20 protein-coding genes and 2 pseudogenes are annotated in these 23,474 nt (G+C 36.8%); 14 read left to right on the top strand and 8 right to left on the bottom strand.

Going from position 1 to position 23,474, the window contains the following annotated elements; translation table 11 throughout:
* Window positions 1–38 precede the first annotated feature (38 nt).
* Window positions 39–1,655, bottom strand: coding sequence for an alpha-glucoside-specific PTS transporter subunit IIBC (locus NSR00_RS09955; protein WP_340788432.1), 1,617 nt, complete (start codon window positions 1,653–1,655; stop codon window positions 39–41).
* 346 nt (window positions 1,656–2,001) lie between these two features.
* Between NSR00_RS09955 and NSR00_RS09950 the strand changes: the two genes are divergently transcribed.
* The 3 genes from NSR00_RS09950 (at window position 2,002) to NSR00_RS09940 (ending at window position 4,309) form a co-directional block, all read left to right on the top strand.
* On the top strand, window positions 2,002–2,181 hold the full coding sequence (locus NSR00_RS09950; RefSeq protein WP_340788429.1) for a hypothetical protein: 180 nt from the start codon (window positions 2,002–2,004) through the stop codon (window positions 2,179–2,181).
* Window positions 2,182–2,812: 631 nt separating this feature from the next.
* Window positions 2,813–3,664 (top strand): ABC transporter ATP-binding protein, encoded by an 852-nt coding sequence (locus tag NSR00_RS09945; protein ID WP_340788426.1) that lies wholly within the window; start codon window positions 2,813–2,815, stop codon window positions 3,662–3,664.
* Window positions 3,665–4,309: an ABC-2 transporter permease gene (locus tag NSR00_RS09940; RefSeq protein ID WP_340788423.1), complete on the top strand. Its 645-nt coding sequence runs from the start codon at window positions 3,665–3,667 to the stop codon at window positions 4,307–4,309. It begins immediately after the preceding gene.
* 1,186 nt (window positions 4,310–5,495) lie between these two features.
* Here the strand turns inward: NSR00_RS09940 and NSR00_RS09935 are convergent.
* The 3 genes from NSR00_RS09935 to NSR00_RS09925 all read right to left on the bottom strand — a co-directional run bounded on the left by NSR00_RS09935 (window position 5,496) and on the right by NSR00_RS09925 (window position 8,075).
* Window positions 5,496–5,621, bottom strand: a complete 126-nt coding sequence (locus NSR00_RS09935) for a hypothetical protein (RefSeq protein WP_277986815.1) — start codon at window positions 5,619–5,621, stop codon at window positions 5,496–5,498.
* Window positions 5,622–5,953: 332 nt separating this feature from the next.
* Window positions 5,954–6,424 (bottom strand): YrvL family regulatory protein, encoded by a 471-nt coding sequence (locus NSR00_RS09930; RefSeq protein WP_235600456.1) that lies wholly within the window; start codon window positions 6,422–6,424, stop codon window positions 5,954–5,956.
* A 277-nt stretch (window positions 6,425–6,701) separates the two neighbouring features.
* Window positions 6,702–8,075 carry an IS1380-like element ISGsp2 family transposase gene (locus NSR00_RS09925; protein WP_044899598.1) on the bottom strand — a complete coding sequence of 458 codons (1,374 nt, stop codon included), beginning with the start codon at window positions 8,073–8,075 and terminating at the stop codon, window positions 6,702–6,704.
* Window positions 8,076–8,314: 239 nt separating this feature from the next.
* On the opposite strand from NSR00_RS09925, the gene NSR00_RS09920 reads away from it, so the two are divergent.
* The 3 genes from NSR00_RS09920 to NSR00_RS09910 all read left to right on the top strand — a co-directional run bounded on the left by NSR00_RS09920 (window position 8,315) and on the right by NSR00_RS09910 (window position 10,575).
* Window positions 8,315–8,761, top strand: a complete 447-nt coding sequence (locus NSR00_RS09920; protein ID WP_094244518.1) for a GNAT family N-acetyltransferase — start codon at window positions 8,315–8,317, stop codon at window positions 8,759–8,761.
* A 246-nt stretch (window positions 8,762–9,007) separates the two neighbouring features.
* A complete protein-coding gene (locus NSR00_RS09915) occupies window positions 9,008–9,448 on the top strand; it encodes a MarR family winged helix-turn-helix transcriptional regulator (RefSeq protein ID WP_063388404.1) in 441 nt (146 codons plus the stop codon).
* A 35-nt stretch (window positions 9,449–9,483) separates the two neighbouring features.
* The gene (locus NSR00_RS09910; RefSeq protein WP_340788416.1) at window positions 9,484–10,575 is read left to right on the top strand and encodes an SDR family NAD(P)-dependent oxidoreductase; all 1,092 of its coding nucleotides are present in this window, start codon (window positions 9,484–9,486) and stop codon (window positions 10,573–10,575) included.
* A gap of 668 nt (window positions 10,576–11,243) precedes the next feature.
* Here NSR00_RS09910 and NSR00_RS09905 read toward each other — a convergent pair.
* Window positions 11,244–11,654, bottom strand: coding sequence for a DUF5367 family protein (locus NSR00_RS09905; protein ID WP_340788413.1), 411 nt, complete (start codon window positions 11,652–11,654; stop codon window positions 11,244–11,246).
* Window positions 11,651–12,235 (bottom strand): TetR/AcrR family transcriptional regulator, encoded by a 585-nt coding sequence (locus NSR00_RS09900; RefSeq protein ID WP_063388407.1) that lies wholly within the window; start codon window positions 12,233–12,235, stop codon window positions 11,651–11,653. Before NSR00_RS09900 ends, NSR00_RS09905 begins: the two co-directional genes overlap by 4 nt.
* Before the next feature lie 225 nt (window positions 12,236–12,460).
* On the opposite strand from NSR00_RS09900, the gene NSR00_RS09895 reads away from it, so the two are divergent.
* Together NSR00_RS09895 and NSR00_RS09890 are read left to right on the top strand one after the other, a co-directional pair.
* On the top strand, window positions 12,461–12,781 hold the full coding sequence (locus tag NSR00_RS09895) for a MazG nucleotide pyrophosphohydrolase domain-containing protein (protein ID WP_063388408.1): 321 nt from the start codon (window positions 12,461–12,463) through the stop codon (window positions 12,779–12,781).
* 1,058 nt (window positions 12,782–13,839) lie between these two features.
* Window positions 13,840–14,892 (top strand): 2,3-butanediol dehydrogenase, encoded by a 1,053-nt coding sequence (locus NSR00_RS09890; RefSeq protein WP_340788411.1) that lies wholly within the window; start codon window positions 13,840–13,842, stop codon window positions 14,890–14,892.
* A 239-nt stretch (window positions 14,893–15,131) separates the two neighbouring features.
* On the opposite strand, the pseudogene NSR00_RS09885 reads toward NSR00_RS09890, so the two are convergent.
* A pseudogene (locus NSR00_RS09885) lies at window positions 15,132–16,151 on the bottom strand (class II aldolase/adducin family protein); the annotation flags it as partial.
* A 460-nt stretch (window positions 16,152–16,611) separates the two neighbouring features.
* On the opposite strand from NSR00_RS09885, the gene NSR00_RS09880 reads away from it, so the two are divergent.
* The 6 genes and pseudogenes from NSR00_RS09880 to NSR00_RS09855 form a co-directional block, all read left to right on the top strand.
* Window positions 16,612–17,130, top strand: a complete 519-nt coding sequence (locus NSR00_RS09880; protein WP_144598223.1) for a general stress protein — start codon at window positions 16,612–16,614, stop codon at window positions 17,128–17,130.
* 30 nt (window positions 17,131–17,160) lie between these two features.
* Complete coding sequence (locus NSR00_RS09875; RefSeq protein ID WP_340788409.1) at window positions 17,161–17,991, top strand: DUF1835 domain-containing protein; 831 nt, start codon at window positions 17,161–17,163, stop codon at window positions 17,989–17,991.
* A gap of 14 nt (window positions 17,992–18,005) precedes the next feature.
* Window positions 18,006–18,332, top strand: coding sequence for a YnfA family protein (locus NSR00_RS09870; protein ID WP_044895977.1), 327 nt, complete (start codon window positions 18,006–18,008; stop codon window positions 18,330–18,332).
* A gap of 535 nt (window positions 18,333–18,867) precedes the next feature.
* Entirely contained in the window at window positions 18,868–20,583 is a 1,716-nt protein-coding gene (locus tag NSR00_RS09865; RefSeq protein ID WP_340788402.1) for a M56 family metallopeptidase, read from the top strand.
* 460 nt (window positions 20,584–21,043) lie between these two features.
* Window positions 21,044–22,399 carry an MFS transporter gene (locus NSR00_RS09860; protein WP_063388360.1) on the top strand — a complete coding sequence of 452 codons (1,356 nt, stop codon included), beginning with the start codon at window positions 21,044–21,046 and terminating at the stop codon, window positions 22,397–22,399.
* A 405-nt stretch (window positions 22,400–22,804) separates the two neighbouring features.
* A pseudogene (locus NSR00_RS09855) lies at window positions 22,805–22,882 on the top strand (DinB family protein); the annotation flags it as partial.
* A 41-nt stretch (window positions 22,883–22,923) separates the two neighbouring features.
* Here NSR00_RS09855 and NSR00_RS09850 read toward each other — a convergent pair.
* A complete protein-coding gene (locus NSR00_RS09850; RefSeq protein ID WP_063388359.1) occupies window positions 22,924–23,412 on the bottom strand; it encodes a DUF1648 domain-containing protein in 489 nt (162 codons plus the stop codon).
* Window positions 23,413–23,474: the final 62 nt, after the last annotated feature.

Here is a 23,474-nt window from a genome sequence, read left to right as displayed (position 1 = left end):
AACAACATTTTAGAATTTGCAAGTAAATGTGAAGCCTTTCAGTTTTCTTTATATTGTTTTTTGCTAGAATCACTCAATAAATTCTCAAATTGTTCCCTTACTTGTGGAACCGATAAACCGACTATCACTTGAATTGCTTTCCCATTCTTAACAATTCCGTGGGCTCCAGCTGATCTAAATCGGCTATCAGGCGCTATTTTTGATTCATCTACTACTGTTACGCGGAGTCTTGTAGCACAGTTTGTTACATCGGCAATATTAGAAGATCCGCCTAGAGCTTCTAAAAATTCACTAGCTTGAACAAAATAAGCATTTTCTTTATTTGCACTATTTTTATTTTCTGCTTGCTTTTTAGCTTTGTAGTCTGCTTTTGTATACAGTTTTACTTCTTTTTGGTCATCTGCTTCACGACCTGGGGTAGCTACATTTAGCTTTACAATTAAATAACGAAACGTGAAAAAATAGATAACCGTAAATGCCAATCCAATTATCCACTGAGTGATATAAGTGGAAGTATGGTATTTGAATAACGGAATCCAGTTGGAGCTGGCAATTTCTAACAATCCACCACCCATATTACCAACTGCACCAAACGCATACATCACCGCAGCCATAGAAGCTGCTAAAAATGCATGTACAGCAAATAGAAGAGGAGCAACAAATAAAAATGTGAACTCTATCGGTTCTGTGATCCCAGCTACAACAGATGTTAAAGTTGCTGCAATCAACATACCTGATACGATTTTCTTTTTCTCAGGTTTTGCTGTTACGTATATCGCTAATGCAATGCCAGGGATTCCAAAAATTTTGGACATACCATGCAAAGCAAAACCGCCTTCCGGGAACATTTCTTTTAATGAATGAGCACTTGTTGCATATTCCGATAAATGCTCCATCCAATATTTTGCAATTCCGCCATCAACAACTGCCGGGCCGTAGATAAAAGGACCGTATATAAAATGGTGCAGCCCCGTTGGAATTAAGATTCTTTCAAGGAATGTATACAACCAAACCCCTAATACATCAGAGGAAGCCAAAAACCCTTGTAAAGAAGCAATTCCGTTCTGAATTATCGGCCATCCCCACGAGGTAAGCAAGGCAAGAGGCAACATAGCAAAAAAACAAACAATGACAACAAAGGATGTTCCTTGGAAGATACCTAGGAAATCTGGTAGTTTTTTGTCAAAATAATGATTGTGGATTAAAACAACAATGGAAGAAATAACAATCGCACCGATAATATTTGTATCTAAAGTTTTAATACCGGCAATTTCCGTTAACCCGCTCACTCCTCCAACTTCTTGGCTAAAATCGACACCAAAATTTTCCCCCCAAATCGTTAAAATAGCGTTTACAAAATAATTGAAAGTTAAATAGGTTACGAGTGCTGCTAAAACAGCTCTCGCATGTGCTTTTTTCGCTAATCCAATAGGGATGCCGGCAACAAAAAGCAACGGGATTTGATTAAATACTGTCCATCCACCTTCCTCTATTACCGTCCAGAATTTATACCATGCTCCATCTGGATCAGCCAAAGAACCCATAATATCCCCGTTTTTAAATAAAATTGTGAGACCTACAAGTATCCCCGCAAATGGGAATAATAATACTGGCACAAACATCGCCCCACCGAACCGTTGGATTTTTTGCATCATCCTTGATCCACTCCTTTTCTAGCAATTAAATAACAATACTTAAGAAGAAATTTGTGGGATCTGTTATTTCATGCAAAAGATGATTGCCATAGCAAAAATGTCAAGGTGCTTATAGTTGCAACTATAAACTGTCAGCGCTTACAATTAAGTTATATTAAAATCTAATTTTTAACAATAACTTGGCAAGATGTCGGGACTTATCCTTTCCATTTGAACATTTTCCCACAGTTTGAAAAATTTCACGAACTTTTCAAACTGGAAAAACATATAAAATTTCTTTCTCACAGTTATTCACTATGTAGCTTTAGCTTCCCTAAACATCGAGTAGGAGGCTAATGAATTAGAAGTGCCGCAGCATTTGAAAACCGGCGCAGCAAACGGTGCGCCTAAAGTCGGCCGATTCGTAGACAACGCCATAACAAATCTGAAAAATACGAACCCTGACCGGCAAATAGGATTCGCCATGCAAGGGGTTGGGGATGTTAAGGTTCCGGCGGAATTGAGGGGAATTTTGGTTACTCCATAATTAGTGGGGAAAGTAAAGAGCCTCAAGAAGTTATTAATACTGTATATGAAACGGTTTCTAGATTTAAAAGGGATCCGATAAAAAGAGATAATGCACAACGTGTAATAAATAAGGAAATTGGTTGCTTTTTAAGGTCTATTAATTCGCCTCAATTTATTGCAAATCAATTCACACGTTATCATTTCAATGGGACGAATTTATTTGACGTAATACAAATATTAGAAAAATTAACCGAAAAGGACCTAGAAGAAGTACTACACTTACATTTTTCTGATGAATCGAGTTCGACACTAATCATTAAGTAAATGATACTTGTTATTTTTCTATAAATTTTTTTTATTTAATGTAGTGTTAAGGTAGTATCCATCTATTAATTTAACATCAATCAATGGAAAAATACTATTTATTCTCTCCTATATTATTTTCATAACCTTGGATGTACAAACAAAAATAAGTAAAAACATAGGCTCTTAGACCTAATAAAAAAACAAAACGATTCAAAAGCCCCTTTTAAAATGTATTATTCTACATTATTATTCTGAATAGAAAAATAATTTTAAAAAAAATAAATGATTTAACGGGTGTAAGTAGAATACATATATATACTAAGATAATATGTTGGAGTGAGAAAATGTCGTACTTATTAGATGTTCAAAATATTACAAAGCGATATGGCAATAAAGTTGTTTTAAAAAATGTTACATTCAATGTTCCGTCAGGATCAATAGTTGGCTTTATTGGTGATAATGGTGCAGGTAAATCTACTACATTTAAAACAATACTAGGTCTAGTTTCTCAGGATTCAGGTAGAATTAAAATCTTTGGCAAAGAAAATATACATAAACAGCCTAAGATGAAGGAAAAAATTGGAGTTGTGTTCGATGCTATGAATTTACCGGCGCACCTAACAATCAAACAACTAAATAAAGTTTTTTTGAGAATATTTAATACTTGGAATCAAGATGATTTTTTCCGATTGGTTAATTCTTTTTCTCTCCCCGAAGATAAACAAATATATAAATTTTCTCGTGGGATGTCAATGAAACTTTCTATAGCTGTTGCACTGTCACATAATGCAAAACTACTATTACTAGATGAGGCAACAGGAGGGCTTGATCCCTCATCAAGAGAACAAGTCTTAGGTGAGTTAAAAAGCTTTGTGAGAGAGAGTAGTGGTGGGATATTACTTTCTTCTCATATTATGAGTGATATTGAGAAAATTGCTAGTCATATTGTTTTTATCAAAAATGGTGAAATTTTATTAAATGAGAGAAAGGACAAGATTCTTGAAAAATTTGCAATTGTTGATATCAAAAAGGAACGATTATCTTTACTAAATAGAAATATAGTTGTTGCAAAAAGGGACTATGGTTCTTATTCTAGAATACTTGTATCAAATAAAATGGAATTGCCAAAGGACCTTAGCTCTAAAAAGATTTCAATGGAAGAACTTAGTATCTTACTAACAGGGAGTGAAATTTAAGTGAAAGGTCTATTATTGACAAACTATTACCTAGTTTATCGAAGTATTTTTGCATATGTAGGTCTCGCATTATTGATTGCTGGTGTACTTTTATTTTTTGCAGGGCCTATGATAAGTGGTGTGGCCGCTATGTTAATTATATTATTAATGACTTTGCCTTCACTTGAAGTTATAAAAATAGAGAGTAAGTCTGGTTATGATAAATATGTACTTACCTTACCGGTTAGTAGGTCTCATATTGTCCGAAGTCACTATATTTTTTACTTATCGGTTGTGATTATCGGAGCATTTCTTTCATATATTGTTATTTATACATATGATCTAATTTTTGAAACACAAATAAATGGCATAATTAATATTATTTCTTCTGGTATTTTCGTAGTTCTTTTTGCAGGTGCGCTTATATACCCGTTCCTCTATATCTTTGGTGCAGACAAATCTGATGCATTTGTACTTGGAGGAGGATTTGTAGGTCTATTTGTTTATTATGGAATCAAATTCTTAGTAGAAGATTTAATAGTCAAATTACCGTTATCCATAGATTCGTCTTTATTAGTTCCGATTTTATTTATAGTACTTGGTATTACTGTATTTACTCTCTCATATTTAATTGCTGTAATTATTTTTCGAAAGAAAGAATTTTAGACTATGTGATTAGTACATCAAGTAGGCGCAAAAAATCGTGCCCGTAGAGGCTCCATGTCAAGCCTTTTTTGCACACGCACCACATTCATAGCGAAAGGAGAGAATGGATAACTTAAATATTATCAATTTGTGTCTTGACAAAGGGGTGCATTACAAAGTTTCTGTCTATCAAAAAAATTATGATAAAGACAATGTGTATTTCGATATGTCTATAAGATGTAAAACTGATATTGTCAACAAAAAAATGAGATTATATGAAGTCCAAAGAATAAAGAATTTTTGATTGGACAATATGCCGATTCGGAATTTGGCCAATTGGCATTTTATATTGTTGTGTATAGTTACTTTAATCAAGATAAACCAAGTAATAGCGTAAGAAAAATGCTGCGAAATACAGGAGAAGATGTAAATAAAGCAAATAAAATCCTTGAAGATCATATAGGGAAAAATTATTTTTCTTTGTAATTGGAAAAATAAATATTGATAAAATAAATGACGATCGTTGTGATGTTTTTTACTTGTCTCTTGAGAATAATATAATCCCAATTGTCCGAAACAAAAGATTGCCAAGTGCATTTGTGATAATTTACAATTATGGCTTTTATTTAAAGCAATTTGACTCCTTAATGAAAAAGATCATTTCACATTACAATTTAAAATTAAAGAAAGAAGAAACAGAAGAATTAAAGAGATTGTATTTAAAAAAAAATGTCAAATGATAATTTTGTACTTCCCAAAACCATTTACATCAAGCATTTAAACAAGATTTTGGACTGCGAAAGCTGAGTAATTTAGAAATTAATAAATGTTTTAAATTGAAAAGTTCATACTCTATTTTTGTTGCATGGACTGGAAATTCGATAAAAAAAACTTTCTGAAACTTAGTATACGAGGAGTGAGAGGCTATGGAAATATTTCTAGCTTGGAAGGATAATTCTTGATTGAATGTTTCTTGCTGCTCGATGTGTTTCAATAATTTAGAAATGTGATCATCCGAATGAGGGAACGAACGATTTTCGTTTGGTTTTTCAGCTGGAACGTGGCCCGTTACTTCTTCGAACGCCCCTTTCCCAAACCGGTCAACGACAACGATCGCGGCGTTCTCTAACTGCATGTTGTGTTGTTGAACAAGGGTTTGGAAGTGTAGTTTGCCAGGTCGCTTTCAATAAATAATCGCTGTACTCGGTCATTTTTGATGAAGGTATAACCGTTCTTTTCCAATAGCTAGGCACCATTTTCGTAATGTACTATCGCCAATTCCTAAGGTATGGCTCACTTCTTTGGTACTGTAAGCTCGTTCTTGCGATTTCATTCGTTCAACCTCCTAGTGGGATGGGACGGGATATAGAGCGTTCTCCTATCCGTTTTAGAAGCATTCGACAGATATAATTCATTTACCTGTTCTGTAAGGAGGAAAAGGGAGAGAAGGACTGCATAAAATCCGCCTTTTTTATGCAAGATTTAGAGCTTCATAAAAGGGGAAAACCCTTGATCCATCAGCGATGTATAAAATCCTGCATAAACGAGTCAAAACAGAAAACCGCCAATTCCTTGCGTATCAAGGGGTTGGCGGTTTTCATTACTTCCCATAGTTGGCTTTATGTTACCTAGATTTGTAGAAAGCATTCACATATGTTTAATGATTTATTTTTTGGGTTTAAATTTATTATCTATTTCTTTAAATTCCTCACTATCAATATCTGGTGGTTCATCCTCATCTTTTCTTAATTTCCAACCAATAAATCCAGTAACCATCGCAAATATGAGTGAACCTTGCCATTCGATTTCAATATTTGCCATAAAATTATCTATTACTTCAATCAATAAAAAGGTAAGAGTTGTATTCAAAATAAATGGTAGCCATCCTTTACTCGTTTGAAGTATGCCAACAGATTTTAAAGCTTTTGGTATTGCATCTGTAATAAAAGCAAGAGGTATTTCAAGGAATAAATACAAAATAAAGAACAATACTAAATCCAATAATGAATTATATTGGAAACCTATTATTCTTAAAATGATGTATTCAAAAAAAGCAATAAAGAGTAATATTATCAGTACGATAGAAATAGAGATACCAACAGTTTTAAATTTATTGATATGAACTGCCTCCTTCAAATTATTTTTCTCAATATTTTAAATTAGAACAGGTAATTATCATTACCAATTATTAGTAAAAAATGATTTACCTGAATCCGTGATGAATTGAAATCGACTTTGATTTTGTTGTAATTTTGATGGATTGATAATCCATAAAACCCCTTTTATGCTTATGACCTATGTCATCTCTATTTCCGAAAATGGAACAAATCTCTTTTTTAGGTATACGAACCAAAAAAATAGACAAAAAAGCACAGGGAGTGACGTTGGACATCAGTGCCCGAACATTCGTTCGTTATCTTGCCTCTCTCCATTTCTGATAGACGTTCAGTAGGGGCTCGCTATAGCCACTCCTTCGCGTCAGTTTCATCCAGATCTGTCGTGATCGACGGACGAGTCGCCCTGCCATCGTGATCACCGTCTGAATAATCGTCTTGATGCGGCGGCGTTTCACTTTGTGGTGCAACGGATGTCTCGGATCGCTTAATAGATCTTGTCCAATCAGACGAAGAAGATTGTAAACGAAGGCTCCCATGACCAACACGAGCGCATTCGTTTTCATCTTCCCAGATGGAAGCCGCTCTAAATCTAAGTCGCTCTTCAGTTCGCTATGAAACTGTTCGCATGTCGCATGGTCATGATACAACGCGAGCACATCGCTCATTCGAACATGCTCGTATCCTTTGAGCCGCACCCAATAGCTTTCCACTTCATAATCAGGAACGAGCATCAGCTGTCCATTGCGTTCCATCGTCCGTTCCGTCACTTGGGTGACTTGAACGTACGTATACGTGTTTCCATCGATCGCTGCCTTCTGTGGAAGGCATAGCTCATAGGTTTGTACTCCTTCGCTTTGTCCATCATCGACACGTTTGCCCTTTTGCGAAGCGATCTGGAACCAAAGCGCTTTCGATTCTCGGCGTAAGTTTCGCTTGATGACAAAGTCCACGTCTTCCTTTAGGCATACGTGCACATTCGCTTCTGCATCGTTTCCTGCATCCATGCGAACAAGCAGACGAGATGAAGTCAGTTGACGAGCTCGACGGATAGCGGTGACTAAAAACGAGGGCATGTTGTCTTGCACATGTTGTTTCCCTGGACGCAACTCGGCATGAACGAGATACCCTTCCTTCCCTGCATACGCAAACAACGGTGTAAAACCGTCAAATCCTTTATACGTTCGACTAACTCCTTCTTTTTTCGTATCGGAGTTGTCAAATGGGGAACCATCTATATCAAGGGGAAGCCATGTCGTCTTTCCTTTGGTCCAACAAGGGGACAAAGTGGCATGTCGTTGAATCAACAGACGTATGGACTCCTCCCAAAGAATCGTTTCGGTCATCGGAAGACAAGCGAGCTGATCGAGTCGTTGTCGCAAGGTTGGAGAGGAAGGCACGTGCTGAATCCCCATCGATGCCGAAAAGATATCGTCCTGACGATACGCTTCGATATGATCGAAATCCGTTTTTCCTGTGGCAAGCAAGCCAATCATCGAGCGAATGACATCGCTATGGGAAATGTGCACTTCTCGACGAACCGTTGGAAGCCGAAGTGCGTTTACCCGTTTATCCAGTTTCGTTCGATGGAGTAAGTAGCCAACGAGAGCAAGCCCAGCACTTGGGGTAATCGCTTCATCTGTCAATACAAACCGAATCGGGAAATCTTTCATCACATCACCTACTTGATGAAGAATCGTCAACGTCGTTTTCCCTTATCGTATCAACGGTTTGCGACCATTGTAAAGATGTTTTGTCACGGATTCAGGATAGATAGAAAATGGTAAGCAAAAACAACAGAGAAAGTTTTCTGTGCTGGCAACACCAAATCGAATAGTTTAATGGGGAGTGTTTTTGAACAGACGGGAGTCAGGATGCACTCCCCAGCTATTTACTATAGGGGGAAATTTTTGTGGCAGAAACAATTGCACCAATGACGGCAAAACATTTGGAACAATGTATTGAACTATATATGAAAGTTTTTAATCGTGACCCTTGGAATGAAAGCTGGACATATGAAACGGCTAAAGAAAGGCTTACAGATTTGCTGCATACTCCGAAATTTACAGGATTTTTTTGGGAAATCGATGGAACTCCCATTGGTTTTATAGCAGGGAACAGCAAGAAAACATATCAAGGAATAACTTTTTATTTAGCGGAATTATGCATCAATCATGAAATTCAAGGTAAAGGCTATGGCTCTAAGCTTCTCCAATATTTAGAGAAAGATTTACAAAAGAAACAAGTTAAAAGCATTTACCTCTTAACATCCACTGGAGGACTCGCAGAAAGCTTCTACAGAAAAAATGGTTATGCTGTGAATAACAATCGAATTGTGATGAAAAAAAATTTGTTTTAGACAGTTTTTTCCTAGCTGAAATTTTATCCAGCCAATTTTCGGTCTCCGCCAAAGAATCATGCAATCACTGTGCGCATATGAAACCGAATGAGATAATGTTTTAAAACGAGAAACGAATTCAAATTTTGTCAAGTGCTATTCCCCACGCTTATGTTTGGGGAAATTTTTTTTGTGATTGACAAAAAATAATGGTAAATAGTTAAATATATTTAATTAAATATATTTAACTATTTATTGGGGGATTTTATGGTTAAAGACAGCATTGCGTTTATTGCAAATTATTTGTGGAGGGAATCGATTAAAAATTTACATATGCATTTGACGGAGGCGGAGATTAAAAAATTCAGCAGCAATGACTACTATTATTTAACGACTATTTACTATATGGGGAAACCCAATTTTTCTCAGGTGGCAGAAGCTTTGAACCTCACGAAGCCGGCTGTTTCAGCGATGATTAGAAAGCTGTCAAAAATGGGCCTTATAGAAAAAATACAATCGCAGGAGGACAAACGAGTTTATTATGTAAGTGTTACAGAAAAAGGAAAGAACATTGTCGAAGGTGATGAAAAGCTCTACAAGAAAATTGACTTGCAAATAAAAGAGTGTTTAGGAAGCGATCATAAATATGAATTTCTGGAAACTTTATTGGCAGAAATCGTTCGTTATTTGCAAAAAACAGATCGCTAATGCATCATATACATTCTTACATGGAGGAGCTGTTCATGAAAAGGAGTTTTGAGGGTAAATCCGTTATTGTCATAGGCGCTTCAGGGGGATTAGGTTCAAGCTTTGCAAAAGCTTTTGCCGATAAAGGTGCAAGGCTTCTTCTTGTTGGAAGGAATGAACAAAAGCTTAAAAAGACAGCGGAGCAAATAACTGGAGATATAACAATTGCTACTTTTGACATCACCGATTTACAATCGATTGAGAAATTGATTGATTTTGCAAAAATGTGGTCAGATCCTATCGATATTGTCGTCAATGCTTCGGGTTATGACGTGAGAAAGTCTTTAGCTGAGCATAGTTATGAAGAAGCGAAGAACACGCTTGATATCAATCTTTTAGGAGCGATTCTTATAACGAAGGCATTCCTGCCGCATATGAGAGAACAAAAAGGCAGCACGATTATGCATATCGGGGGATTTGCAGATGGCCGCTTGGCTTTTCCATATTATAGTGTCGATGCTGCATCACGAGCAGGGCTGTTCACATTTATTGAAGCTGTAAACCGTGAATTGGAGTTGGAAGGCAGTCAAGCAAGGGTTGCCTTTTTTTCGCCAAGTCCTGCAGATACTGAAGCTGAAAGACCGTTTCATCCGCTTTGGAGGAAAATGGGTGTTTCCATTATGCCTGTTGAAAAAGTGGCAGAGGATTTGCTTAAAACAATTGAAAAAAAGAAGACAGTACGAATTATGGGAGGGATGTCCACGATCCTTTTTGCCAAGCTTAACTCCATATCGCCGAAGCTGGCTGATGCTATCATGATGAAAAAATATGGGAAAATGCTTCAACAATTTTTTTACAGGACAGAGGATGGCGGACAGCAAAAGCCGAGTAGGCATAAAAGAGGCTATCTCCGCAAGATTGCTGTCATTCTTATTATCGCCTCGTTTATTTTGTATGGACTAGCCGCCGTTGTCCCATTGCTTCCGCTCACTCTTACTCAAAAAGCGGCGGCTGTTCCGGCGCTGATTGCAATTGGCGAAATCGTTTGGTGGGCCGGGCTGGCAATCGCAGGTCGGGAAGTCGCTGCCAAGTACAAAAAATATCTTAATCCGTGCACTTGGTTTTCCTGTAAAAGAAAAACAATTTAAAGATTAGAAAAGTGCCATCAGCTGGAATTCTAAACTTTATGCGAGAAGTGAGGAGCTTGGAATTTTTTTTTTTTGCCAGATTGGCATATTCTTATTGTTAGTTGTTGGAATAGGATTCATTTCAAAATTATTGGGTAAATATAGTTTGTATTTTTTGCTGACTCTCACTTTTACAGTTTTAATTTTTGCTGTACTAAATACGAATGATTTTAGTAATCGGCCTTCTTATATGTTGTTTTATTTGGAACAGTTTGTCTAGCTTCAATGATAAAATTGATGATCCCAGCGTATAAGTTAAAATAAAAGGTTCTTCGGAGCTTTATCAGGTAGACGGCAGCTTATAAATAGCGTAAAAGGACATTTCGAAATTCTTTTTAATGAGAAAGACGTCCTCAACATCTATCTTGCTTTCTTCTAAATGTTGATTCGGTTATTAGGCAGGCGGCAGCATGGATTATTTAAATAAGGAAAAGAAAAGACTTACGTTTTGATAAGACGAAATCCCTTTAAATTCGAACAGTCATACAATGCCCTAAAGGGGCTGTCTTAGAAAGTCAAATCGTCATTGATAACCACGATATATCAACGTTTCTAAAACATTAATGGGGGCGTCAATAAGCCGTAAAAATGACTTATTAGACACCCCCATTTTGTGATTGCATTTTAATTCATTCGGTTTTAAGCTTCTTTTTCATTAATTCATTTATTATGGCAGGTATTAATAAATACAATGCGTAGGCAAAAGACATCCATGCTGCAAAAGCGATAACCTGCGGCTCATCAAGCTTAGGAAAAATCAGCTGGTGGTTGGATAAAGAAAAAGTATCTAAAATTAAACCAACGATCGTGCCGATGAATCCAAATTTCAGCGGTGAATTTTCGGCTTTGTCAAACAATACATATAAATACGTGGCTGCTGCCAATAAAACCCCTGTTCCAGCTATTAGCAAAGAGAGGCTGACAGCAAACTCTGCTGTACCCGGTCTGAAAAGAACGCTGTCCCCAAACATAACAAAAAACATTGTGGCAAAAAACCAAACAAAAACGCTCCAGCATGCTGTGTACAAATATCCTTTCATTTGTTCTCCACCTCTTGTAAGCCGCTCAATGCTATAAATAATTTCTCAAGTTCTGCGTATGTTTTCTCTACCGGAAAATTTTTTGACAATAGAGCCTGTAAGGCGATTCCGTCTACAACAGCGTTTAAAATGATCGCCCATGTGTCAAGCGAAATTCCTTTAATTGGTGATGAAGGCCATATTTTTAATAAATTTTCCGCTAGAGCTTTGTTTTCTTGTAAAATAATCCCCTCAAGCTGTTCCCTGATTTTATCATTATGAAAACCTGAAACGACGAGTGTTAAGAACAATTTATGAAAAAAAGAATCATGAGAACAACGGCTTTTCGCTGTCTCAATCGCTTGTTTAATGATGTTGCCGTCACTTTTCGATAATTCGTCCCAAGAACTGTCGCAAATATCTTTTACAATATCCAATAATAATTGTTCTTTAGTTCGAAAATGATAATAAACAGTCCCCTGCGTAACCCCTGCCGTTTCGGCGACTGCCCTCAATGTGAACTTTTCAATTCCGTTTTTGACTAAACACTTCTTCGCGGAACGAATTAATTCATTTTTACTAATAACATTCGGCTTTGCCATATGATCACTCCTTATTAGTTATTCATATAACTAACTTAACTCAAAAAAATTTACCGTTTATTCACTGATTCATTTTAGATTATACAAAATTCTTGACAGTACCACAATATAAAATGGTCATAATTACTATCTTTTCAAAAGTCATTTGAATTCTCTAATTTGAATATTGACAAGAAAAGAGTTTTCATGTGACTCTTTTTAAGAGAGAAAGGGCAGGTGAACAAAATGGATATCAATGAGTTTCAACAATGGGTGAAGGAGTATTATGACAGCAGGGGCTGGGCTGAATTAGATATTTTTGTCCGCATTGGATTTTTAGCCGAAGAAACAGGGGAAGTTGCCCGAGCTATAAGAGCGCTTGAAATTGGCAGAGACAGACCAGACGAATCAACAGGTTCAGTTGAGGAAAATAAACAGGCATTAATCGAAGAGCTGGGAGATGTGTTAGGAAACATCATAGTGATTGCAAACAAATACAATATTCCTTTGGAAGAAGTATTTCATTCACATAAAAAGAAGCTGTTAGATCGTTATTCTACTGTTTAAGTTTTATGTCTTAAAAATTCCGTAATAAGGTAAAATTGCGGCATCGCTGTTTCACGTGGTGAACGGATTCTTCCGTATTCTTTGATGCCGCAAACGATTGTTGAATAGATTGTGAAATCCATTTCTTTTTATGGTCGACCAATTGCAAATAAACTTTCTTTTCCGGGCAATAGGGGGGATGCCCAATTTTCAAAAGTCATTAGCGATAAAAACGATTCCAAGGTTATTAGATAAAAGGCAGTGTTCGCATCAGAGGATGACGATTCTGCGTAAAACGGTCCCGAACTTATATAGCTTGATATTCACATAAGGGAGATGCCGTTTTTATTTGGTTATAAAAATTTTTGAAGTTTAACTGAAAGGCTTTTATATTAATCAAGGTCGCGCATTATCCAATCTCTTTTATGCATTCTTAAACTAGCATTTCATTTCTGCCGATTCACCCCGCACCTTTAAATGTAATGAAGGGGAGAGGAATCAGGTTTTTTTATCATGATATTCTTGAAATACCTTCCTATATTGTAATAAAATGAAAATAGATTCATAGAACTTTAGTTCTATCAGGAGGTGGGATTTGGAAAAACTTGGGGCTTTTGATATGTGGTCAGGGAGATGAGAAATTCCTTTTTCAACCGGCATGATCCGGTAAGGAAGGGAATTTGCAAACCCTAAAACCTGTGAAAAATGTGCTTGCCCTCATAACAGTGTGTTCATGCTGCAGACAGTTGGCAGAAACCTATATGATTGATCAAATATCACTAAATTCAGGTAAAGAGGCATTTGGCAAATAGAACATTTGAAAGAAGAGGGCTGACTTTTATAATGAGATATTTTTGTAATTTAAGGCTTAAGCTGACCTCATGATCATGGTAGTAATTGCCGCATGACAAATATGCCCCTGTTCCATGAAGCTTGTACATATCATAGTTTGAAAAAGAGCCAATCACAAAATAAGCAATTTCTTTTATAAAATAATTTCGAATTTTTTCGATATGATAAAAATAGGACTAAATAATGATACAATGAAAGCGATTATAAAATTTGGGAGGGGAAATGAAATGAAAGCAGCAAGATGGCACAACGCTAGAGACATTCGAGTAGAGGAAGTAGAAGAACCGAAAGCAGGGAAAGGAAAAGTAAAAATTAAAGTAGAATGGGCAGGAATTTGCGGAAGCGATTTACACGAATATGCGGCAGGTCCAATTTTTGTTCCTGTTCAAGAGCCTCATCCTGTCAGTAAAGATGTGGCGCCTATTATCATGGGCCACGAATTTTCTGGTCAAGTAGTTGAAGTTGGAGAAGGCGTTACAAAAGTAAAGGTTGGGGATTCTGTCGTTGTAGAACCTATTCTTCGCTGTGGAGAATGCCCAGCTTGTAAAAAAGGTAAGTACAATCTTTGCGAATCTTTAGGATTCCACGGTTTATCCGGTGGCGGCGGCGGATTCTCTGAGTATACTGTCGTTGATGAGCATATGGTGCATAAAATGCCTGAAGGTCTTTCTTATGAACAAGGAGCATTGGTGGAGCCTGCGGCTGTAGCCTTGCATGCTGTTAGATTAAGCAAAATCAAACCTGGCGATAAAGCCGCTGTGTTTGGAACAGGTCCTATAGGTCTTCTTGTGATTGAAGCATTAAAAGCAGCTGGCGCTTCAGAAATTTATGCTGTAGAAGTTTCCAAAGAACGTTTGCAAAAAGCGAAAGAACTCGGTGCTACATCTGTCATCAATCCAATAGAGGAAGATCCGGTTCAAAAGCTTCATGAATTAACCGATGGCGGAGTCGACGTTGCGTTTGAAGTAACGGGAATACCGGCTGTTTTACAACAAGCTATTGACAGCACTGCATTTGAAGGAGAAACAGTCATCGTTAGCATATGGGAAAAAGAAGCGGGCATTCAGCCAAATAATATCGTATTAAAAGAAAGAAACGTAAAAGGAATTATTGCATACCGTGATATCTTCCCTGCTGTAATGGAATTAATGAAACGAGGCTACTTCCAAGCAGAAAAACTCGTTACGAAACGAATTAAGCTAGATGATATAGTAGCAGAAGGATTTGAAACGCTGATAAAAGAAAAAGACCAAGTGAAAATTTTGGTAAAACCAGAATAAACATTTAAACAGAGTAGGGAGAAAACGGTGCGGACAAGCTGAAGCTTCAATAGATGGATGCAATGCGAAAAACGCGTGCACCGTTTGGCAAGCAGGGAGAAAGTTGCAGGGGATTTGCCGATGCTTGAAAATATATACAAACAAATAAGTAAGGTTAAATCCCCTCTCTCTATCCAAATTTTTTCATGAGCCTTTATCATTCCATAAAAATTCCGTTGGTTCAAAAACATGTAAATACGTTAAGACATCGGTACTTGAGGGATAATTTTGCCTTCGATACGTTCAAAGATGTCATCTAAATCAGTGCCAGTTATGGTTAGTCCATGGTTTTTAAGACCAATAATAGCTTTAGAAGGCTCTTTTGAAGCTCGGACAAGTTCAGCCACCGTTTTTGCAAGTTCAATTGTTCCACAAGGATAGTTAATCTCTGTAGCCTTTATGCCGTCCATCCAAGCATGAACATGTACAATCGCTCCTACCTCCGGGTGCTCTTTATAAATCATCCAGTGCTCAATAGCGTCGACAGATGCCCTTTTTGGTGTTATATTCGGAGGAACGCTTACTTTCATGGCATTTTTATCAGGATCGTATCCACTTATTAAGAGAAAATCTTCACCAACTGTTTTCATATCTGCTTTGTTAATTCCGCTTGCACTCATCCAAAAGCTTTCACTGTCCCGTCTGGCACTGAGGTTTCCATAGCTTAGACCTCCTAATCCGTAAAGTTTTTTTAGATGACGGAGATCACGAGGTGTAAGGTATTCCTCCAATGGAAATGGGGCGGGAAGTAAATTCATGCGGTCAAGCTTTTTTCCGGATTCGCTTAATGATCTCGTAATCTCATCTCCGTTCCACATCTCTTCCGGAAGATCATCATAAAAATTATTGTCAATGACTAACTGCGAAGCTGCGAGCGGTTCCAATCTTTCAAAAATTTGTTTAAAAAATGTTGCTTCTTCTCCTTTTCTATACTCCAATTTATAAAAACCTTGTTCAGGTGTAAGAAAATAAATATCTGTTGTTTCATTATCGTTATGTAAGATATACATTAAATGATTTGCTAAAGACCTGATTAAATACGGATAGGCTGATTTGTGTATGTTTTCGGATTTTTCCGATGTTTCCATAACAGAAACGACAAACGTTGCTTGGGCCTTTCTTCGGTAGGGCCGTGGTTTTTCAGGATCAATAAAATGAAACACAAGTTTTATATTTTCTTTAGGAATGTGATAAAACATATAGCCTCTTGATATAAACTCCTACTTTATTTAGAACGAGAATATGTTCGTGGATCCAAAATAATGTTTTGCTCACTTCTCATTGTAAAATTGTTGCAATTTAAATTATTTGCCAATAAATAGTTTGAAGAGAAGGCTCTTGATCGTTCAATCAAAAAATAGGTGAAGTAAAAAAATGGTAAAACATTTTCGTGGAAAAGGGCAATGAATCAATTCAGAGTTTTAACCCATTTTTTATTAGAAAATAAAGTACCTTAGTCAATTTTTAAACACTGCGATTCAAGTTGTGTCCTAGATGTTGGCAATGGAAAATTAGGATTGTTCGGTGCGAAAAGCACATAAAGTTTCTCCGTTAAATATCAATGAATACAGCATCTAGTGAAACAAAACAAGAGCTGAGACGTATGAAAATGGTGCTATACCGTATTTACATCCTTAACGATTAATCAGCCATCCGAGACGAAGGAACTAGGTGATGCACTTGAGGGGAAAATTGGAGAAGAGATTTTTCTATTTATATACTGGGGAGGCAATGGCAGCAGTCATTTTTTTTATCATTAGTTTCATTTGGAATAAAGTCTTTGCCCATTTGCATTTATATTCGCTGTACTCTTTTTGGATTTCGTTTTTTCTGTTAGAGTTTCTCTTATTTCAGGGTAGTGTGTATTGGTTTGCAAAATGGAAGCGATTAAAAAAAGAAAATACTGCCATAACTCCTGCTTATATCGTCCATCGATTAAAAAATATAAAGAAATGGAATACACTGTTTATCATTATTTCGCCTTTCATGTTTTTTGTCGATCTAGTCAGATGGTATCCGTCGGTACCTGCAACAGGATTGTACATAGCGGGATTTATTTATGTTTTTGCCATACTTGAGTATATAAACTATTTTCATATTCAGCTTTCATATGACAATTTTTCTGATATGAAATACCTCTTAAAGTCGAAAAAGCTGAAAAAATCGTGTTTACGTAAAGACTTTGAAAGATTAGGATAAAGTAATAAGATAGCGGAAGGAAGATTATAAATGATACATATTCTGCTTGGCGCTTCACCTTCGGGGAGTTTAAAAATGGTCTTAAGGGATTTAGATGTGGAGAAAAAAGAGCGCGTCATTTCTTTTTGGGAAACATTCTCGGTGGGTCCGATCTGGAGACTGCATGAAGACATTGGAAAAGAAGCGAGATGTAATTGGATAAAAAATAATTTGACGGATGCATACAATGAGTTTCATGAGTATGAACAAAACTTTCAAAAAACAGTCAATGAAATAACAGCAATTCCAGAAGGATCACCTATTATGATATGGATTTCTGACAACGCTCATGAACAGACCGGATTGCGATTTGTTTTATATCTATTGAAGAATAAAAATAATGACATCTTCCTCATCAACACGACAAAGGTATATGGCGAGCTTTTTAAGAAACGAAAAGAAAAATATACTGTTTTGGATACAGGTGAAATTCCTCCTGAAAAGCTTCGATTCATATATGAACAAAGTAAAAATGAACCGCCTCTTTCCCAGCATGAAAGAGAGAATTTTGAAAAGGAATGGCTCGCTCTTGCAAATACTCGCGAAGTATTGCGAATTTGGCAAAACGGAACGATACACAGCGTTTCGGAAGATTATTATGATCTTTTCATAATAAACAGAGCGAAAAAGCTGCATAACGAAATGAAGACGAAGGATTTTATAAAATCAGTTAGACTAATCGGTGAAGTACTGGGGCATCTAGACCAATATGTAGGAGATGAATTCTTGGAATATCGGCTAAGAAAGCTGATTGAAAAGAGAGCTTTTGAAATGGAAGGCAGTCTGGAAGCTATGGCCTTCTATAGTGTTAAATTGCGATAGGAAAGTGGTGAAATATGATTTACGCCATTATTTTATTTATTCTTGCTGGTTTAGCTGAAATTGGCGGAGGGTACTTAGTCTGGCTATGGATACGTGAAGGAAAACACTACTTGTACGGAGTTATTGGCAGTATGATCTTGGTTCTATATGGGCTGATCCCTACTTTGCAAAACTTTCCTACATTCGGTAGAGTATATGCCGCTTATGGCGGCGTGTTTATTATTCTTTCTGTTTTGTGGGGATGGTGGGTCGATAAAAAAACTCCTGATATTTACGATTGGATCGGAGCAGGTATTTGTTTAATTGGAGTTTCCATCATGCTTTGGGGTCCAAGACATTAGACTGTCCATTCTGATAGGGATTTTTAATAGAATAGCTGCAATTAAATAATGTGCGAGTGAGTAAGCTTTCTCGGAACATATCGAGCATGAGCAAGACAACTTCCGTATAGGGAGTATGGCATCCTAATTAATTGACAGTTTTAGCGTTATGCTGAATGACTTTTTTCCGGTGATGCCGATAATGTGCGATTTTTTAATAAAGGCTTCAGCTTGCCGTTACACTTCAGAGATATTACAGGCTCTGAATAATGGCAACAAGCGTGGCAGGAAGGTGCAATCAAAATGATTTTTTTGTTTTATTTGAATTACAGATCGCTCCCATTCCCGGCCAATCCAACGAGTCTTTAAAAAATGGACGAAAATCGCCTTAATGTCAAGCCATTGCAATTTTTTTAGTATATAAAAAGATTGCTGGCGTTCTTAGGAAGCCCCTGCTGTTGAATTGGTGAAGCGAGGAATTCAATTTTTTAGAAACTTTTATAGGAAAAAAACGTTAATACATATGTAAGGAATATAAAAAAAACGGGGTGTGCTCATGATCTGGGCGTTGGTATTGATTATGCTTGGAGGAGTGTTAGCTGGTTTTTTGCATGTTTGGTTGAAAAAGCGGATATCCTTTTTTCCGTTATTGGTGATAGAAATCGTACTGTTATCTGTTCTTGCAGTCTATTTATTTATAGCATATGAATTAGGTTTTACAATTAGAGCGATGTCTAGCTTTGGATACTCTTTTCTTATGTGTTTAATCACGTTTTCCCATGAATCGGGTTACGAAAAAATAAAAAATGAAGCAAACAGAGTGGAAATTGAAAAGATTGAACTCAATAAACATTCGAGTCGGGTTTGGATTGATGCGGCATTTGCGATGACATTCATTGGTCTATCTGTCTTATATTTTGTTTTCAATTCATACGATTCTGTTTGGTCTCTTATTTTGTTATATACGAATGTTGTAATGATTTGTCAATTGTTAAAAAAAGCTGTTCTTTATCGAAACCTTGAAGTGTATTTCAGTAAAGAAACAAATTGTATTTACATATTATCGAACATCACAGCGAAACGATATCCGCTTTCAGAACTTTCAGAAGCAAAGCTCGAGTCAAATGTTGATGTACTTAAATTATTCCCATTATTTACGATGTTTTCAACAAATGAAGATTTCACGACAAGTATGGGAAAAACATTAAAGCTAGTATTTTCAGGCGAAACTGTCTATTTTAATGCTAAAAACACTTCTTGGCTTACGACCATTGAAAGCCGGGAAGAAAAGGAACTACCGTCGGAAATTGCACAAGTTGAAGTGCTTCCATTTTATCATAAAAAAAATATAAAAAGACTTCTCGGCAAAATGTACTTTGCCATTTCCGTCAAAGGAGTCGGCGCCTACACGACATTGACTGTTATCTTATCACTGCTAAAGGTTCCTATTTGGGCGATCACGATTGCGGTCATTGTTTTTTGGATATTTAATCTTTACATTTCTGATCGATTATTAAAAATTGCATTAGACGTGAAAGAGATAGATGATCCAAATGTTTTAGCTGTTGCAGACAAAGTGCTAAGTCGGGCTGGAATTTCTGATGTGAAAGTTTTTCAAACAGAGGCGAATGAATTAAACGGTTTTGCAGCTGGGGCAAACATCGGTCGATCAATGATCGTATTAACGTCGGAAACGTTAAAGCTTCCGTTGGAAGCAATCGAAGCGGTTTTTGCTCATGAAGCTGTGCATGTAAAAAAACGGGATGTCATGATCGGTCAAATTATACGTATACTTGCGCTTTTAGTAATTGTTTTATTTATTTACTGGTTATACCATTCTTTTCTACTAAGAAATGAGTCTCTTCTTTTTTACATTGTTTTTGTTCTTATTTTATTCCTTCCTCTTATCCAGTCTCTTCTTTTGCAATGGATGGAAGTGCGGGCAGATCATTTAGGGGCTATATGGCTTGACAACGGAAATGATCAAATGGCAGACGGTTTAACTGCTTTAGCTGTAAAACAAGATGAGTTGACATACAAAGCAGAACGCTACAATTTAAGTAATGAAGAAAAAAATTCATCGATTGAGCGGGATTCATGGTTTTTCAGATTTCTAGAATTTCAATTTATGATCCACCCGCCAATGTATTGGCGTATTCAATCTTTAAAGGAAACTGGAACGGAATGGAACATGAAAAAAATACGAAAGTGGTGGAAAGAGCGTTTTTACGAATCGCTTCCTGATAAAAAGAATAAAATGGAAAGCATGTGAATCATTTTTATCGTTTGAAATGCTTATTAAAAATTAAACGATACAAACATAACCCCCATACGAGAAAATGTGACGAATTTTCATATTGAGTCGGCATTTTGAGTGCCGGCTTTTTGTATTTTAAGGGTATCCGCTGATCATAATCTTTTTGTCTTCACCTTTTCCCAATGCCGGGAAAATCGTAATGGAAGACGAAAACCAATTTGGTCCGCTAGCAGTCAGAGTGAGAAATAGAAGAGTATTTGTCAATCTTCTTTTCTGCAGATTTGACCACATAATTTAGGAAAATGAATGTGTTTTTTTCTACAATAAGTAGATAACAATTATGATAATGAGATGCTACAATCAACTTAAAGATAATTCAAAATATTAAGTAAAAGAGAGGTGTTTCAGATAAATTGCAAACGCTTACTTAAAATGTGAAATACAAAAAATTTTTGATGAGGAGGTCTATCATAATATGAAACGGATTAACCCAATGAACGTAATTGACAACAGCCGCATTCATTCATTCCATATTTGGCTGATTTTCTGGTTATTTATCGTTATTATGTTTGACGGATTTGATGTTGTCATTTACGGTGCTTCTGTCCCGCTGCTTATTAAGGAATGGGGAATTTCGGATGTCACTGCCGGGGCTATTGGCAGCTATACAGTTGTCGGAACAGCAATCGGTGCTGTTTTGTTTGGATTGCTATCGGATAAAATAGGGCGAAAAAATATTATTTTGTTGACTACGTTCTTGTTTAGCTTTTTCACGCTGCTCGCAGGTTTTGCAGCAAATCCTGTCTTATTTACGATCTTTCGCGTCATTGCAGGTGTTGGTCTGGGCGGAGTTATGCCTAATGTCGTTGCAATAGCAACTGAATATTCACCGCGACGGGTTCGCACAGCAATTGTTTCATTCATTTTTTGCGGTTATTCTGCAGGAGCTATTCTAGCAGCGCTTACAAGCAGGCAGCTCCTTCCTACAGTTGGATGGGAGTCAGTATATTGGGTAGGCGGGATTCCTTTATTGTTCATTCCTTTCTTGTTGAAAAGTGTTCCAGAATCCATCGACTTTCTTTTGGAAAAAGGAAAGGAAGAAGAAGCTAAAAAAATTCTTGCCAAAATTGAGCCGGGAATTAGCAGCGATGGGGAATTTGAAAAAAAGGAAAAAGTGAAAGAAGCGGGATCGCCTATTGTCAGTTTGTTTGAGGAAAAACGTGCATTCAGCACCGTTATGTTCTGGATTTCCTGCTTTAGCGCATTTGTATTGATTTATTCCATGAATACATGGCTGCCGCGCCTTATGATGGAAGTTGGCTATGATTTAAGCTCAAGCCTTGCATTTACTGCTGTCATGCAAATTGGAGCGATTGTCGGAACAGTTGTTTTCGGCCCTATAGTTGACCGGCTAGGCTTTAAAAAAGTGCTTGTTCCATTGTTTTTCTGTGGAGCCATTGCACTATCTTTAATCGGTTTTGCCAACAGTACATTCATCGCTTTTGCCCTGATTTCTGTTATTGGTGCAGCATCCGTCGGGGTTCAAAATATGGCGAACGCATTCGTTTCTCAATATTATCCTACTAATATGCGTTCAACAGCTGTAGGAAGTACAATGGCATTTGGCCGTTTAGGCGGAATAGTTGCCCCTACATTTGTTGGGATTTTACTTTCATTAAATTTACAGCCGCAATATAATTTTGCAGCTATTGCCAGTGCAGCAGTGCTTGGCGGTTTAGCAGTATTGTTCATTCAAGAGCAGCATTCAGTCTATTATAAAGAGAAAAAACAATCTGAGTTAATAAATGAAGATGTAGCCGTCGAAAAATAATTTTTGTAAAATCCCGAGGAGATGGTCTCTTCGGGATTCTTATATAAAGGGATACCTATGATTCGTACGAATCGGTTTGTTCAGTACTTTTTGGCTCATCGAAATGTGACATAGAACGGATGATAAAATGAAACAAGAGCATTATAACTATAAGCCTGCGCCGACATCGATGCCTGTGAAAGATCTTGTGTTTCAAATGTTATCGATTTGCAAAAACAGTGAAATCCGGATGCATTTGTCAAAAAATTGAAAGAGATGGAAAAAGACTTAAAAAAACTGGCAGAAATATATATCGAAAGTACAAAAAGTCTGTTAGAATCCGTGATGAATGAGGATCTTTAGCGCCAAGTCGATCTTTCCAAAATTTTTAATTCGAAAATGTCTGGATTGCAATGATTTCAAACTGCGATGGCTCATGAAATCCACCATAAAGGGCAGCTTTTCGTCTATGTACGGGAAATACGGATCTTCCACGTTATGTGATGCGCAGCTGATGAAAGGAACCAGATGATTATCGAACAGAGTCACCTCGTTTCTTTCAGGACTTTGTTTGTGCGGAAAGCAAAATAAATCGATGTCCCTAATATGACAATTAAGAAAATATAAAGCGGATAGACTCCAAGACCATCTGCTTTTCCGAGTGCAACTTGAGCAGTTCGCCAGACCCCGAATAAAAAGAAATAAACTATTTCTGCTTGCAATAAACGGATGTAAATCCTTCCTTGATTATAAAGAAGCTTTTTTTGTTCTTTTGTAGCATTGTACTGATAATAAAATGCGTCGGGAATGCGGGACAATAATGTTGTCAAGATAAATATTCCTAGTCCTGTAAAAGGCAGAACAAGAATGAAGCCTTTTCCGCCGAATCCATCCGGTTCGCCTTTGAAATTGAAATGCCGTGGTATAGTATCCGGCAAATGCTCCCAAATGAAAATGACGTAAATGAACATTGCTGAAAGCCCAATAATTGAAAGTGTCAAAAGAACATTTTCAATTTTCTTTTTTTTCTCCACAGAGAAAACCTCCGTTTTCCATTATCGATGTTTTCATACGTATTCACCGTTTGTTTTGTTTC

It is taken from the genome of Aeribacillus sp. FSL K6-8394, assembly GCF_038008865.1.
In the GTDB taxonomy this organism is placed as follows: Bacteria; Bacillota; Bacilli; order Bacillales; family Aeribacillaceae; genus Aeribacillus; species Aeribacillus composti.
This window is presented reverse-complemented; position numbering and strand designations above follow the sequence as displayed.

Excerpts from the sequence above, each read along its gene's own strand:
- NSR00_RS09905 (WP_340788413.1), bottom strand. The coding sequence starts at position 11,654 with ATGAAAGGATATTTGTACACAGCATGCTGGAGCGTTTTTGTTTGGTTT.
- NSR00_RS09900 (WP_063388407.1), bottom strand. The coding sequence starts at position 12,235 with ATGGCAAAGCCGAATGTTATTAGTAAAAATGAATTAATTCGTTCCGCG.
- NSR00_RS09870 (WP_044895977.1), top strand. The coding sequence starts at position 18,006 with ATGATTTACGCCATTATTTTATTTATTCTTGCTGGTTTAGCTGAAATT.
- NSR00_RS09955 (WP_340788432.1), bottom strand. The coding sequence starts at position 1,655 with ATGATGCAAAAAATCCAACGGTTCGGTGGGGCGATGTTTGTGCCAGTA.
- NSR00_RS09925 (WP_044899598.1), bottom strand. The coding sequence starts at position 8,075 with ATGAAAGATTTCCCGATTCGGTTTGTATTGACAGATGAAGCGATTACC.
- NSR00_RS09890 (WP_340788411.1), top strand. The coding sequence starts at position 13,840 with ATGAAAGCAGCAAGATGGCACAACGCTAGAGACATTCGAGTAGAGGAA.
- NSR00_RS09860 (WP_063388360.1), top strand. The coding sequence starts at position 21,044 with ATGAAACGGATTAACCCAATGAACGTAATTGACAACAGCCGCATTCAT.
- NSR00_RS09915 (WP_063388404.1), top strand. The coding sequence starts at position 9,008 with ATGGTTAAAGACAGCATTGCGTTTATTGCAAATTATTTGTGGAGGGAA.
- NSR00_RS09910 (WP_340788416.1), top strand. The coding sequence starts at position 9,484 with ATGAAAAGGAGTTTTGAGGGTAAATCCGTTATTGTCATAGGCGCTTCA.
- NSR00_RS09875 (WP_340788409.1), top strand. The coding sequence starts at position 17,161 with ATGATACATATTCTGCTTGGCGCTTCACCTTCGGGGAGTTTAAAAATG.
- NSR00_RS09945 (WP_340788426.1), top strand. The coding sequence starts at position 2,813 with ATGTCGTACTTATTAGATGTTCAAAATATTACAAAGCGATATGGCAAT.
- NSR00_RS09935 (WP_277986815.1), bottom strand. The coding sequence starts at position 5,621 with ATGAAATCGCAAGAACGAGCTTACAGTACCAAAGAAGTGAGCCATACC.
- NSR00_RS09895 (WP_063388408.1), top strand. The coding sequence starts at position 12,461 with ATGGATATCAATGAGTTTCAACAATGGGTGAAGGAGTATTATGACAGC.
- NSR00_RS09865 (WP_340788402.1), top strand. The coding sequence starts at position 18,868 with ATGATCTGGGCGTTGGTATTGATTATGCTTGGAGGAGTGTTAGCTGGT.